A 12,907-nucleotide genomic window follows, 5' to 3' on the forward strand; every position below is an offset into this window, starting at 1 on the left:
CGCCCATGCTTATCGCGACATGGTGTTTGCCGCTTTAACAGATGCGGAAAGCGGCCGTTTGCGTAAACGATCGGTAAACGAGTGGCACGGTCATTTAGTGCCGTACATGCGGTCGCCGGCATCACCGAGGCCGGGCATGATGTAGCCTTTCTCGTTGAGCTGGCGATCGATGGACGCGGTGAATACCGGGACATCGGGATGCGCCTTGATGAAGCGCTCGAGGCCTTCTGGCGCAGCCAGCAGGCAGAGGAAGCGGATGTTGGTGGCGCCGCGCCCTTTTAGCTTGTCGATCGCCGCGATCGCCGAATTGGCGGTCGCCAGCATCGGGTCGACGACGATCACCAACCGGTCGGCGAGATCGCTCGGCGCCTTGAAGAAATATTCGACCGCTTCCAGCGTCTCATGATCGCGGTAGAGACCGATATGGGCGACGCGCGCCGCCGGCACCAGGTCAAGCAGGCCCTCGAGCAAGCCGTTGCCGGCGCGCAGCACTGAGGCGAAGACCAGCTTCTTGCCCTCCAGCGTTGGCGCTTCCATCGTCTCGATCGGCGTTTCGATCGTTGTCGTCGTCAGTTCGAGGTTGCGAGTGACCTCGTAGCCGAGCAGCAGCGAGATCTCCCGCAACAACCGCCGGAAGCCGGCCGTCGAGGTTTCCTTCTTTCGCATGATGGTCAGCTTGTGCTGGACAAGCGGGTGGTCGACGACGGTGACGCCCTTCATGGTGTTCTCCTGAAATTCCGGCTGCTTACGTGAACCCTATCGACAATGCGCCGGCCAAGGAACTGCTTGCGATCACCTACCACAGTTTTTGCAGGAGGAGAGAGTTAGCGGGCGGCGTTGAGGCGGGCGAGAAGCGCCGTCCTGGTCTTCTTATCGACGAAGGCGGCCTCGATTGCGGTTCTGGTGACGGCGGCGAGCGCCTTGTCGTCCATCGAAAAATGCTCTGCGGCAATGTCGTATTCGCGCTTCAGCGACGTCCAGAAATAGGGCGGGTCGTCGGAGTTTAGCGTCACCTTGCAGCCCGCCGCCTGCAGCGCCGGAAAAGGGTGATCGGCGAAACTGTCGAAGACCTTCAGCGCGATGTTGGAGCCGGGACAGCATTCGAGCACGACGCCTTCGTCGGCTATGCGCCGGACAAGGTCGGGATTTTCGATGGCGCGCACGCCATGGCCGATACGGGCGGGGCGGATATGGTCGAGCGCCGCCTTGACGCTTTCCCAGCCCATCAGCTCGCCGGCGTGGACGGTGATGCCGAGGCCGGCCTCGCGCGCGATCTCGAAGGCCCTGACATAGTCCTCCAGATCGCCCATCCGCTCGTCGCCGGCGACGCCGAAGCCGGTGACCAGCGGATGTCCGCAGCGGGCCGCGAAGCGCGCCGCCTGCTCGATCGAATAGACGCCGGCGTTGCGCACGCCGGTGACGATCATGCGGCCCTCGATGCCGGTCTTGGCCTTGGCACGCGCCATGCCTTCGCCGAGCGCGTCCGTATAGGCCTTGGGCGACAGGCCGGCCTTGCCGGCAGGGTCCGGCGAGGTGAAGATCTCGGAATAGATGGCGCCGTCGCGGGCGAGACTGGTCAGGTAATGATCGGCCAGCCGCGCATAGTCTTCTTCCGTGCGGAACAGGTCGGAGGAGAAATCATAGGCGGCGAGGAAGGAGGTGAAATCGTGCCAGACGAAGGAGCCGTCCTGAATGTAGGGCGAGGTGTCCTTGCCGTATTTCTGCGCCTGGCGGATGACGAGTTCGGGCGCCGCTGCCCCTTCGATATGGCAGTGCAGTTCCGCTTTCAAAGGCATGCAGTCATCCCGTCAGGTCAGCCCAGTTCGCGGAGCCATAAGCATGATTCCACGACCGAGAAGCGCGGCCGAACACCGCGCCTTAAACAATAGCGTCGGCACCATCGATCGGCTATGGTCCCGCCGGTTTTATGGCGGATCAAAAATAATGTCGGTTGAGAGAACCACGGCCGTTGGCGGCATGGAGACCTCCTATGGTTTCAAGCGTGTAGGGGCAGGCGAGAAGCAGTCCCTGGTCAATGACGTTTTCCACAAGGTCGCGAACCGCTACGATCTGATGAACGACCTGATGTCGGCCGGCCTGCACCGGCTGTGGAAGGACGCTATGGTCACATGGCTCAATCCACCGAAACGACCGCGCTGGAGCGTTCTCGACGTTGCCGGCGGCACCGGCGACATCGCCTTCCGCATCGTCGAGGCGAGCGGCAGGAACGCCCATGCCACCGTTCTCGACATCAACGGCTCGATGCTCGCCGTCGGCCGCGACCGGGCCGAGAAAAAGGGACTGACTGATAACACCGATTTCGTCGAAGCCAATGCCGAGGAGCTGCCCTTCGCTGAGGCCACGTTCGACGCCTACACGATCGCTTTCGGCATTCGCAACGTGCCGCGTATCGATGTGGCGCTTGCGGAAGCCTATCGCGTGCTGAAGCCCGGCGGACGCTTTCTCTGTCTCGAATTTTCCGAGGTCGACATGCCGTTGCTCGACAAGGTCTATGAGGCGTGGTCGTTCAACGCCATCCCCAGGATCGGCAAGGCGGTGACCGGTGACGGCGAGCCCTATTCCTATCTGGTCGAATCAATCCGCAAGTTTCCCAATCAGCAGAATTTTGCGGCGATGATTTCCCGCGCCGGCTTCGACCGCGCTTCTTTTCGCAATTATTCCGGCGGCATTGCTGCGCTTCATTCGGGCTGGAAGCTTTGAGGCTAGCGCAGTCATGAGCAGGGTCGGCGCTGGTTTCAGGCTCGTGCGGGCCGGCTGGGTGCTGGTCCGCGAAGGCGTCGTGGCGGCCTTGCCGGGCGACGAGCTTTCCGGCCTGCCGAAACTCGGCTGGCGGATGGCACGGCTGTTCACCCGCCGCCGCGCGCTTGCCTATGAGCGTGGCGACCGGCTGGCCAAGGCGGTCGTCCGGCTCGGGCCATCCTATGTCAAGCTCGGGCAGTTCCTGGCGACACGGCCCGATGTCGTCGGCAACGACATGGCGCTCGACCTCGCCATGCTGCAGGACAAGATGCAGACCTTTCCGCAGACCGAGGCCATTGCGGCGATAGAGGCTTCGCTCGGGCGCAAGGTCGGCGACCTCTACGCCAGTTTCGGCGATGCCGTTGCCGCGGCTTCGATCGCTCAGGTCCATATCGCAGAAACCCTGCACGACGGCGTCGGTTCGCGGGTGGCGGTCAAGGTCATCCGGCCAGGCGTGCGCCGCCTCTTCTTTCGTGATCTCGAGAGCTATTTTCTCGCTGCCCGCCTGCAGGAGAAGTACATCCCGTCGTCGCGCCGGCTGCGGCCGGTCGAAGTGACCGAGACGCTGGCGCAGACCACCAAGATCGAAATGGATCTGAGGCTCGAGGCGGCAGCGCTTTCGGAGCTCGGCGAGAACACCAAGGACGATCCCGGCTTTCGCGTGCCGATGGTCGACTGGGAGCGCACCGGCCGCGACGTTCTGACCATGGAATGGGTCGACGGCATCAAGATGAACGACATTGCCGGCCTCGCTGCTGCCGGCCACGATCTGAAGGCGATCGCCGCCAATCTGATCCAGTCGTTCCTGCGTCAAACGCTGCGCGACGGCTTCTTTCATGCGGACATGCATCCGGGAAACCTGTTCGTCGAGGCCGACGGCACCATCGTTGCCGTTGATCTCGGCATTGCCGGCCGGCTCGGCAAGAAGGAGCGCCGTTTCCTCGCCGAAATCCTCTATGGCTTCATCACCCGTGACTATCTGCGCGTCGCCGAAGTGCATTTCGAGGCCGGCTACGTGCCGCGCCAGCACAATGTCGCGGCGTTCGCCCAGGCGATCCGGGCGATCGGCGAGCCGATCCACGGCCAGCCGGCCGATACCATCTCGATGGCCAAGCTCTTGACGCTTCTGTTCGAGGTGACCGACCTCTTCGACATGGCGACGCGTTCCGAACTGGTGCTGCTGCAGAAGACCATGGTGGTGGTCGAGGGCGTCGCCCGCACCCTCGACCCGGCCTTCAACATGTGGAAGACGTCCGAACCGGTGGTCAGCGGCTGGATATCGGGCAATCTCGGCCCGCGTGCTCTGCTGGCCGACGCGCGCGACGGCGCAAGCGCGCTGCTGGCGCTGGCCCGCCAGGCGCCGGATCTCGCCGCCCGCACCGAGCGGCTGTCGCGCGAGATCGATTTGATGGCCGAACATGGGTTGCGCTTCGACGAAAGGACAGCGCACGCGATCGGCAAGGCCGAGGCGCGCCACACCCGATCCGGCCGGCTGGCGCTGTGGGTGATCGCGGTGACGCTGGTCTATATCGCTTGGAAGCTGCTTTGAATGCAAGCAATGACAGCAGTGCTGTCGGCGCTGTCATTGAAAGCATTCCTTTCATCAACTATGTTGGATGAGAAGGAGCAATGCCATGGGTACGCTCACCATCCGCAATCTTGACGACAGCGTGAAGCAGGCCCTTCGCGAGCGCGCCGCCGCGCGAGGTGTTTCGATGGAGCAGGAGGCTCGGGAAGTTCTTGCGCGAGAGGTTAAAAGCCCTGCACGACGAAGGATCGACGTTGACAAGGTTCTGGCGCTTGGCGTGAAACCAGCGGAGCCTTTCGACCTGAAGAAACTCACAGATGAAATGTGGGACGAAGGCCTCCGGTGAGCGCTCTTGTCGTCGACACGTCGGCATTGATTTCCATTCTGGGGCGGGAATCAGACAACGTGTTGTTCGCCAACGCCATCGCCCGATCGGAGCTGCCGTCGATCAGTTCTGGCACGCTATATGAAGCATATTGCGTCGCCTTGCGAGGCAGATATCCGGAGGGAGCTGCCCGACTTGAAGCGATAGTTTCGGAGCTTCAACTCGAAATTCTAGCCTTCGATTTGGTGCAGCTTTCTGCAGCTCGCCTTGCCTATTCAACCTATGGCCGCGGCACCGGCCACCCGGCCAACCTCAACATGGGCGACTGCTTCGCCTACGCTCTCGCCAAGACCCGAGATCTGCCATTGCTTTTCAAGGGCGATGATTTCATCCATACCGATATCACGCCGGTACTGAAGCCGGCATGACTTTGGACAAGGACTGGTCTCGGGCATGATCCTTTCCGGCAAGCGCATCCTGCTGATCATCGGCGGCGGCATCGCCGCCTATAAGGCGCTCGACCTGATCCGCCGGCTGCGCGAGCGGGGCGCTGCGGTGCGTGTCGTCATGACCGCTGCGGCGCAGGAGTTCGTGACCACGCTGTCGGTTGGAGCGCTGGCTGCCGACCACGTCTTCACCGATTTGTTCGACCGCAATGACGAGCACGATGTCGGCCACATCCGCTTGTCGCGCGAGGCCGACCTTGTCGTCGTGGCGCCGGCCACCGCCGACCTGATGGCGAAGCTCGCCAACGGCCACGCCAATGACCTTGCCTCCACTGTGCTCATTGCCACCGACAAGCAGGTTTTGATGGCGCCCGCCATGAACCCGAAAATGTGGTCGCACCCGGCGACCCGGCGAAACCGCGCGACGTTGCAGAAGGACGGCATCGCATTCATCGGCCCGGCGAAGGGCGAGATGGCAGAGAGCAACGAGGCAGGCGAGGGCCGCATGGCCGAGCCGCTGGAGATCGTCGCCGCGATCGAGGCGCTGCTCGACATCAGGCCGAAGCCGCTGGCCGGCAGAAAGATCATCGTCACCTCAGGGCCGACGCATGAGCCGATCGACCCGGTGCGCTACATCGCCAATCGCTCGTCCGGCAAGCAGGGCCATGCCATTGCGGCGGCGCTGGCAAGGCTCGGCGCCGATGTGCGCCTCGTCTCCGGTCCGGTCGGTATTGCCGATCCGGCCGGGGTCACCACGCTGCATGTCGAAACCGCGAACGAGATGAAGGGCGCGGTCGAACAGCTGCTGCCGGCGGACGCGGCCGTGTTCGTGGCTGCCGTTGCCGACTGGCGTAGCGAGACTTCGGCCGGCGAGAAGATCAAGAAAGTGGCAGGCGAGGGGCCGCCGGCGCTGCAGATGATCGAAAACCCCGATATTCTTGCCGGTGTCGGTCATCACAAAAGGCGGCCCAGCCTGGTCGTCGGCTTTGCCGCTGAGACGCAGGATCTCGTCAAGAACGCCGAGGCCAAGCTCAGGAAGAAGGGCGCCGATTTCATCGTCGCCAACGACGTGTCCCGCGTAGGCGGCGTGATGGGCGGCGATCGCAACCGGGTGCGGATCGTCTCGAAGGCCGGTGTCGACGAATGGCCCGAGATGAGCAAGGACGAGGTGGCGACGCGGCTTGCGGCACTGATCGCCGAGCGGCTGAAGACAATTACTGTCTAGCCCGTTGCTTCCTGTGGCCGGGCTGCCGGCCCCGAGATCCTCAGGGCTGCAAGGCATCCCAGAAGGCCGAGTGGCACGAAGGCAAGGAACAACCAGGTGGCGACATTCGCTGCCGCCTCTCGGTTCAGGCCTTCGGAAAAACCGCTGGCGTTGGCGACGATGCCGGTCAGTGCTGCACCGACCGCATAGCCGATGCGCTGCATGGTCGGCACGGCGGCAGAGGCGATCGTCTGCTCACCATCCCTGGCCGATGCCACGATCACGCGGGTGACGAAGGGCCAGGCAATGCCGAAGCCGCCGCCTTGCAGCAAGGCGCAGAACAGGATCAGCGGAATCGAACCCGCCGGCACGGCATAGGCGAAACCAGCGATGCCCATCGCGATCATCAGCGCGCCGCCGGTGATGATCAGCCTCTCGCGCTCCGGCGGCGCATTGGCGACGAGGATCGACAGGATCGACCAGGCGATCGATTCGGCGGCGATGATGTAGCCGGTGGTCAGGATCGGAATGCCGTGCAGGCTGGTCAGAAGCAGCGGTCCGTAGACGGCGAAGGAACAGGTCGCCACGGAGAACGCGGCGACCATGGTCATGCCTGCGCCGACCGGCGAGCGCCAAGAGAACAGCCGCGACGGGAACAGCCGCGAGCGCGGCTTCAGCGCATCGATGCGGACAAACAGCGCAAGCCCGACCAGGCCGAGGGCCAGCAGCAGGGAGGAACGCAGCAGGGCAATGTCGACCCCGGCCGTGGCGATCAGCACGACGCTGACGGCAAGGCAGCCGAGCGCGGCGAAGGGGAAGGGCGGCGCCGTCCCAGTGATCGCCTGCGGCTTGGTCGCCTCAGGCGTGTCGAGCACGATGAAGCTCGCCAATGCCATGGCCGTGCCGCCGAGCGTGAAGACGCCGAAAGCCCAGCGCCAGGAGAGCAACTCGGTCATCAACGCGCCCAGCACCGGGCCGCTGAAGGCGGCGACGCCCCAGATCGCCGACATGACGCCGAAAAGCTGTGGCCAGATGGCGCGTGGAAACAGCCGCTCGACCGAGACGAAGGCCAACGACACTAGCGCGCCGCCGCCAAACCCCTCGATCAGGCGCCCGGTCAGGAACAGCGGCATGGAGGGCGCGATGGCGCAGACCAGTGCGCCGGCCGCATAAAGCAGGGCGGCCACCACCATGTTGGTGCGCAGCGCGACGTAGCTCACCAGCCGCCCGGCGGCAGCGCCGGCGACGATGGCGCCGAGCTCGTAGATCGCCAGCGACCAGCCGACCAGCTGAACGCCAGCGAGTTCGCCGACCATGGCCGGCATCACCGTCGCCACCATGGTTTCATTGGTGGCGTGCAGCAGGATGCCGAGGCTGATGAAGCAGAAGCGCGCCAGATCGCCGCTCGCCCACAGCGCGCGCCAATCGACCCTGTTTGTGCTGGTTTCGGTCACCCCGCCCTCCGAACGTTCTTATACGCCGATTCAAAAAATGGTGGAGCGCCCTTCGTCTCCAAAGGGCAAGCGGCGCTTCGGGGGTTGTAAAACCTCAACTGCAGTTGAGCTCAAGCGGTTTTTTGCGGGTGCGCTGAGAATGCTGATGAAGGCGGGAAGTCAAAATGATCGTGCGTCCCGGCTCCATCGATCCGCCGTGCTGCGCATCTGGTACTGCTGACGCCGATGGCGATGTTGACGCCGCTCTACCGAATCGATTTAGCGGCACGTCAACCGGTGGATGTAGATATTTGTTGCCAACTTCCGCAGGTACGGTTAATATATTAGCAATAGCGAATATTATTCTGCTTGCGGTCGTACTGGAGCGCGACAATGAGCGTTGCCGATTTGCACAGGCCAAGTATCGCGGCGGTTCTACGCGCCGCAGAGGGACCTTCACCCGAAAGAGTCTTGGGAGGCCCGGCGGCGTAACCCGCTACTGGCGGCCTCATAACTTCCGCATCTCCCACAGCATAATCGATCGAGCCGGATCGAGGGCTCTCTTGCGCCCTCATGCTGCCGACCAGTGCCAGAGATGGCCTGCGCAGCACCCTCTAGCTCTGGCAAATTCGGAGGAGAACATGATTGTTGGACATAGTGGTTTAAAGGTAGCCGCGGCTGCGGCTTTCTGGGGTGGGACACTGTTGCTTGGAGCAGGCGGCGCGCTAGCGCAGAACGCCTGTCCTGGCGTGTCGGCGACGCAGTGCACAGACTTCTGCGGCGCCGCTGGCGTGGCTACTTGCACAAAGACAGGGTCGGTTCCGGACTGCCAATGCAATGAGACCACGAAGGATGTGAGTGGCAATGCGTTCGGCACGGCAACGCAGGACACGGCTGAAGGCAAGGGCAACATCGACAACAAGACCGAAACAGCCTGCGAGGGCAATCCGGGGCAATGCAAGCAGTAAGATCCGGAACTTTCGAATCGATCTCTGTGCGGTTTGCTGTGATGGATTTCTTCAATAGGTGAAATGAGTTCCTCTACGGCATTGCCGATCACAGATTAAAGAGCTGGAAGGGATTACCTTTCCCTTCCGGCTCGGAGGTGGTCAGAAAATGATGCGCAGCGTTCTGTTCGTTACGGCAATCCTCGGCGCCGCGGTGACGCCAGGGAGTTCGATGGGACCGACGCCATCGGCGACTTCCGGCCAGGTTTTGTCGGCCTTCAATAACCTCTCAGCTCTCCTCAAGCCGTCCTCGATCCGGCCCGATACCCCCGCCTATCGCTCGCAAGCCGTGGAGCGCGGCGATATCATCACAACAGTTCAGGCGGCTGGCACGCTGAACGCACTGGTTATGGTGGAAGTCGGTTCTCAGCTCTCGGGTCGGGTGAAGAAACTCTATGTCGACTTCAACTCCAAGGTCACCAAGGGTCAGGTCATCGCCCGGGTTGACCCGGAGATTTACGAAGCAAGACTGGCGCAAACCCTTGCCGAACGGGAGATGGCCCAAACGCAGGTTTCCGTACAGCGAGCCCAAATCGAGCGGGCCAGGGCAGAGATGGAGACCGCCGCGGCCAGATATGATTCTGCCGCAGCACAGACTGCACGCGCCGAAATCGCGCTCGATGGTGCGGCGCAGGAAGTGAACCGCAAACGCTCGCTGGCTAAGCAGAAGATCATCGCGCAGGGTGAATGGGAGCGGGACAACACTGCGCATAACTCTGCCAAGGCGCAGGCGACTGCTGCCCAAGCGGAGGAACTGTCGCAATCGGCAGCCGTTCGAGCCGCCAAGGCGACACTCAATATGGCCGAAGCCGAGCTCGCCAACACGCTTGCCCAGGTGAAGCAGAAGGAAGCGGTGCTTCAGCAGGCCCAAATCGATCTTGACCGCACGTATGTACGCGCGCCGGTCACCGGCACAGTGGTCAATCGCGCCGTTAGTGGTGGTCAGACCCTCGCGGCTAGCCTGCAGACACCGATCCTGTTCACCATAGCTCAGGACCTGACTGAGATGCAGGTGGAGGCTTCGGTGGTGGAAGCCGATATTAGCCGTTTTGCGCTTGGCCAGCCAGTTACTTTCACCGCCGATGCCTATCCCGACCGAATCTTCACCGGCACGGTAAAGCAGATCCGCAAGGCACCGCAGGTCGTCCAAAATGTCGTCACATACATAGTGGTGGTCGGTACCGAAAATTCCGATGAGCTGCTGTTGCCCGGCATGACCGCCAATCTGAGTGTGGTAGTGGCCAAGCGACAGGGCGTCTTGAAAGTGCCGAACGCTGCCCTGCGTTTCCGGCCGCCGAATGATACCGGGGACAAGGCGCGTTCAACCGCGCCGGCCATTGCCGAAACGGGCGCAGAGGCAGGAAGCCCGGGCGAGGTCTTTGTAGTTGGGCCAGACCGCGAGCCGAAGCTGGTTTCGCTCCGGCTTGGAATCACCGACGGTCGTACAACAGAGTTGCTGGCAGGCGACCTGACCGAGGGGCAGCAGGTCATTACAGGGCTTGCCACTGCTCCGCGTCGGGACGATGACGCGTCTTCCGTCCTGGTCAAGTTCCGGTTGCGGTGAGGCATCCATGGCCCTGATCGAAGTCGATCGGCTGCGCCATTGCTACCGTGTTGGCGGAGGACCGGTGTGGGCGCTCGAAGGGGTGACCATGACGATTCAAAGAGGCGAATTCGTCGCGGTGATCGGACCTTCTGGGTCAGGCAAATCTACCTTCATGAACATACTGGGCTGCCTCGACAGTCCCAGCGAAGGCCGCTACCGCCTGAACGGGGTTTACGTCGGTGGTCTCCATCACGATGAGCTCGCTGCAATCCGCAATCGCAACATCGGTTTCGTGTTTCAGTCGTTCAATCTGCTGCCGCGGGCCAGCGCACTAGAAAATGTGGAGCTGCCGCTTGTCTATCGCCGCATGTGGGCTGGAGAGCGGCGGCGCGCAGCCCTGGCGATGCTGGCCAGGGTAGGGCTCGCCGATCGGGCCAGACATACGCCTGCCGAACTCTCGGGCGGACAACAGCAGCGCGTTGCGATTGCCCGTGCTCTGGTGACGGAGCCTTTGCTTCTGCTCGCCGATGAACCCACTGGTGCGCTCGACAGCCAGACCGGGCTGGAGATCATGGCGATTTTCCGCCGCCTCAATGTAGAGGGCCTGACCATTGTGCTGGTCACCCATGAGGCGCAGATTGCTGCCCATGCCGATCGCATTGTGGCCTTTCGAGATGGTCGCGTTGTGTCCGACACCCCTGTCGCGCAACAGGCACGGTCTCTAGGTAACGCTCGCCATCTATCGCTGGCTTACAACAATGTCCGGTAGCACAAGAACTGCCCTGCGATCATTACGCTCCCATCATTTGCGCAGCGCGCTCACCATGTTGGGCATCATCATCGGTGTGGCCGCTGTCGTGGTGATGATCGCGATCGGGGTTGGTGCGCGCGAACGCATCGCAGCTCAGATCCGCAGCCTTGGCGCCAATCTCATCAGCATCAGTCCGGGCAGTGCGAAGATGGGCAGCGTCCGGCTTGGGGCCGGTGGCGCGCCGCGGCTGAGTGAAGAGGACGCGGCGGCGATCGGAATGGAAATCCCCGGCGTCGTGGTGGCGGCGCCACTCCTCCACGCACGCGAGCAGTTCACGATCGGTTCCAGCAATTGGCAAGGCGTGGTGCGCGGCGTGACGCCGGAATATTTCTCGGCGCGCGAATGGCGGGTTATCGTCGGGCAGGAGATGACCCCGGAGGACAACAAGCGCGTCGCCAATGTGGTGCTCCTCGGAACAACGATGCGGGAGAAATTGTTCGGAAGAGCCGATCCGGTAGGCGCCGCGATTCGCATCCGCGACGTGCCGTTCACGGTGATCGGACTGCTGGAGCGGAAGGGTCAGAGCGTATGGGGCGATGACCAGGACGATGTGGCACTTGTGCCGCTAAAGACGGTGCGACGTCAGTTCATCGGCACGAGCCGCGCCAATCCGACCTTCGTACACAGCATCACGGTCAAGTTCGCCAATTGGGCCTCGGCAGAGGACACGATGGCAGCTATCCGCAACCTTCTGTGGCAGCGCCACCGGTTGCGGACGGGTCAGGAAGACAGCTTCGTGGTGAGCAACCTCGCCGAAGCTGCGAATGTCGAGGGTTCGACCACGCGCGTGGTGTCGCTGCTGCTTTCGGCGGTGGCCTCAATTTCGCTGGTGGTGGGCGGGATCGGCATCATGAACATCATGCTGGTGACGGTGACGGAGCGGGTCCGTGAGATCGGACTGCGGCTTGCGGTCGGCGCGCGACGGCGAGATATCCTTGCCCAGTTTCTCGTTGAGGCAGCAACGCTGGCCTTGCTCGGCGGTATTCTGGGTGCCGCTATTGGGATTGCTACGGCAATCGCCGTTGGCTCTATCGCCCAATGGCCGGTGATCATCGACCTCAGCGCCGTCCTGCTGGCTATCGGCTTTGCGGCGGCTGTAGGCGTCTTCTTCGGCTATTATCCCGCCCGCAAGGCCGCAAGGCTACAGCCAATCGAAGCGCTGCGCACAGAATGAGGTTTGGCGCCACCGCGCGATAATCGGTTAATTTCGAAGCCGCAAAGCGCCTAATCAAAAGGCTACCACGCGCCGGGGACCACGCGGCGCGGAACAGTTCAATCCTGTTCCGCGCCGCAGAGCCACGCTATGCCGCTTATTTGAAAGAGTGGATCAGCTCCAGCGAGGTTACGGCGACTGCCAGATTGACGCCGGTCTGCGCCTGTACGTTGAGAGGCTGCAGCGAGAAGGCGCTGTTCAATCCGCCGACCAGAAGGTTGGCGCCGCCGCCGGTCACCAGGCTGGCCTCGGCGTTGACGCCATAATAGCTGCCGGCAAGATCGCCGGAATTACGATCGCGAGTGGCCGCCAGAACAGCCCATATCAATTCGCCTTGGTGCGTCTTGCCGACGTCGACGCCGAGCTTGGAAATGACCCCGGTATAGGCTTCGGGCGGGCCGCCATGATGAGGGCGAAAGGTGCAGGCCACGCCTTTGTTGGATGTGACGATATAGCCGGTGCCGCCATCGATGGTGCAGTCGAGCACGCCGAGCTCCAGCCTGCCCGCGCTGGCAGGGGCAGCGAGCACCGTGGTGGCGAGGGCGGCGGCACAGGCGAGTTTCTTGATCATGGGAGGGGTCCTTTTGCGAATTGCCTTGAACAACGGCTGAGCATCGCGAGCGTTCCGCCGAAA

General features: G+C 62.7%; 12 protein-coding genes. 8 read left to right on the forward strand and 4 right to left on the reverse strand.

What is annotated here, in order from left to right:
* Window positions 1-90: 90 nt before the first annotated feature.
* Together upp and EOC94_RS27770 are read right to left on the reverse strand one after the other, a co-directional pair.
* On the reverse strand, window positions 91-720 hold the full coding sequence (gene upp, locus EOC94_RS27765; RefSeq protein ID WP_095488517.1) for a uracil phosphoribosyltransferase: 630 nt from the start codon (window positions 718-720) through the stop codon (window positions 91-93).
* A gap of 104 nt (window positions 721-824) precedes the next feature.
* Entirely contained in the window at window positions 825-1,796 is a 972-nt protein-coding gene (locus EOC94_RS27770) for an adenosine deaminase (protein ID WP_127294650.1), read from the reverse strand.
* Window positions 1,797-1,944: 148 nt separating this feature from the next.
* Here EOC94_RS27770 and ubiE point away from each other — a divergent pair, with 148 nt between their 5' ends.
* The 5 genes from ubiE to coaBC all read left to right on the forward strand — a co-directional run bounded on the left by ubiE (window position 1,945) and on the right by coaBC (window position 6,284).
* Window positions 1,945-2,721 carry a bifunctional demethylmenaquinone methyltransferase/2-methoxy-6-polyprenyl-1,4-benzoquinol methylase UbiE gene (gene ubiE / locus EOC94_RS27775; RefSeq protein ID WP_095488515.1) on the forward strand — a complete coding sequence of 259 codons (777 nt, stop codon included), beginning with the start codon at window positions 1,945-1,947 and terminating at the stop codon, window positions 2,719-2,721.
* Between the two features lie 13 nt (window positions 2,722-2,734).
* A complete protein-coding gene (ubiB, locus tag EOC94_RS27780) occupies window positions 2,735-4,309 on the forward strand; it encodes a 2-polyprenylphenol 6-hydroxylase (RefSeq protein ID WP_095488514.1) in 1,575 nt (524 codons plus the stop codon).
* An 85-nt stretch (window positions 4,310-4,394) separates the two neighbouring features.
* Window positions 4,395-4,634: a hypothetical protein gene (locus EOC94_RS27785; RefSeq protein WP_008874379.1), complete on the forward strand. Its 240-nt coding sequence runs from the start codon at window positions 4,395-4,397 to the stop codon at window positions 4,632-4,634.
* A complete protein-coding gene (locus EOC94_RS27790) occupies window positions 4,631-5,041 on the forward strand; it encodes a type II toxin-antitoxin system VapC family toxin (RefSeq protein WP_095488513.1) in 411 nt (136 codons plus the stop codon). The genes EOC94_RS27785 and EOC94_RS27790 overlap by 4 nt, the downstream gene beginning before the upstream one ends.
* A gap of 25 nt (window positions 5,042-5,066) precedes the next feature.
* Window positions 5,067-6,284 carry a bifunctional phosphopantothenoylcysteine decarboxylase/phosphopantothenate--cysteine ligase CoaBC gene (gene coaBC / locus EOC94_RS27795; protein WP_127294652.1) on the forward strand — a complete coding sequence of 406 codons (1,218 nt, stop codon included), beginning with the start codon at window positions 5,067-5,069 and terminating at the stop codon, window positions 6,282-6,284.
* On the opposite strand, the gene EOC94_RS27800 is transcribed toward coaBC, so the two are convergent.
* Window positions 6,281-7,717: an MFS transporter gene (locus EOC94_RS27800; protein WP_126105077.1), complete on the reverse strand. Its 1,437-nt coding sequence runs from the start codon at window positions 7,715-7,717 to the stop codon at window positions 6,281-6,283. The genes coaBC and EOC94_RS27800 overlap by 4 nt on opposite strands.
* A 1,095-nt stretch (window positions 7,718-8,812) precedes the next feature.
* Here EOC94_RS27800 and EOC94_RS27805 point away from each other — a divergent pair.
* Genes EOC94_RS27805 through EOC94_RS27815 form a run of 3 tightly spaced genes read left to right on the forward strand, consistent with a single transcriptional unit; the run spans window position 8,813 to window position 12,234 of the window.
* Window positions 8,813-10,267 (forward strand): efflux RND transporter periplasmic adaptor subunit, encoded by a 1,455-nt coding sequence (locus tag EOC94_RS27805; protein ID WP_127294654.1) that lies wholly within the window; start codon window positions 8,813-8,815, stop codon window positions 10,265-10,267.
* 7 nt (window positions 10,268-10,274) lie between these two features.
* On the forward strand, window positions 10,275-11,018 hold the full coding sequence (locus EOC94_RS27810) for an ABC transporter ATP-binding protein (protein ID WP_126105078.1): 744 nt from the start codon (window positions 10,275-10,277) through the stop codon (window positions 11,016-11,018).
* 55 nt (window positions 11,019-11,073) lie between these two features.
* The gene (locus tag EOC94_RS27815; protein ID WP_245457940.1) at window positions 11,074-12,234 is read left to right on the forward strand and encodes an ABC transporter permease; all 1,161 of its coding nucleotides are present in this window, start codon (window positions 11,074-11,076) and stop codon (window positions 12,232-12,234) included.
* Window positions 12,235-12,370: 136 nt separating this feature from the next.
* Here EOC94_RS27815 and EOC94_RS27820 read toward each other — a convergent pair whose 3' ends face one another.
* Complete coding sequence (locus EOC94_RS27820) at window positions 12,371-12,844, reverse strand: DUF992 domain-containing protein (protein ID WP_126105080.1); 474 nt, start codon at window positions 12,842-12,844, stop codon at window positions 12,371-12,373.
* Window positions 12,845-12,907: the final 63 nt, after the last annotated feature.

The sequence above is a fragment of the Mesorhizobium sp. M6A.T.Ce.TU.016.01.1.1 genome, from assembly GCF_003997065.1.
In the GTDB taxonomy this organism is placed as follows: Bacteria; Pseudomonadota; Alphaproteobacteria; order Rhizobiales; family Rhizobiaceae; genus Mesorhizobium; species Mesorhizobium mediterraneum.

Excerpts from the sequence above, each read along its gene's own strand:
- upp (WP_095488517.1), bottom strand. The coding sequence starts at position 720 with ATGAAGGGCGTCACCGTCGTCGACCACCCGCTTGTCCAGCACAAGCTG.
- EOC94_RS27770 (WP_127294650.1), bottom strand. The coding sequence starts at position 1,796 with ATGCCTTTGAAAGCGGAACTGCACTGCCATATCGAAGGGGCAGCGGCG.
- ubiE (WP_095488515.1), top strand. The coding sequence starts at position 1,945 with ATGTCGGTTGAGAGAACCACGGCCGTTGGCGGCATGGAGACCTCCTAT.
- ubiB (WP_095488514.1), top strand. The coding sequence starts at position 2,735 with ATGAGCAGGGTCGGCGCTGGTTTCAGGCTCGTGCGGGCCGGCTGGGTG.
- EOC94_RS27785 (WP_008874379.1), top strand. The coding sequence starts at position 4,395 with ATGGGTACGCTCACCATCCGCAATCTTGACGACAGCGTGAAGCAGGCC.
- coaBC (WP_127294652.1), top strand. The coding sequence starts at position 5,067 with ATGATCCTTTCCGGCAAGCGCATCCTGCTGATCATCGGCGGCGGCATC.
- EOC94_RS27805 (WP_127294654.1), top strand. The coding sequence starts at position 8,813 with ATGATGCGCAGCGTTCTGTTCGTTACGGCAATCCTCGGCGCCGCGGTG.
- EOC94_RS27810 (WP_126105078.1), top strand. The coding sequence starts at position 10,275 with ATGGCCCTGATCGAAGTCGATCGGCTGCGCCATTGCTACCGTGTTGGC.
- EOC94_RS27815 (WP_245457940.1), top strand. The coding sequence starts at position 11,074 with ATGTTGGGCATCATCATCGGTGTGGCCGCTGTCGTGGTGATGATCGCG.
- EOC94_RS27820 (WP_126105080.1), bottom strand. The coding sequence starts at position 12,844 with ATGATCAAGAAACTCGCCTGTGCCGCCGCCCTCGCCACCACGGTGCTC.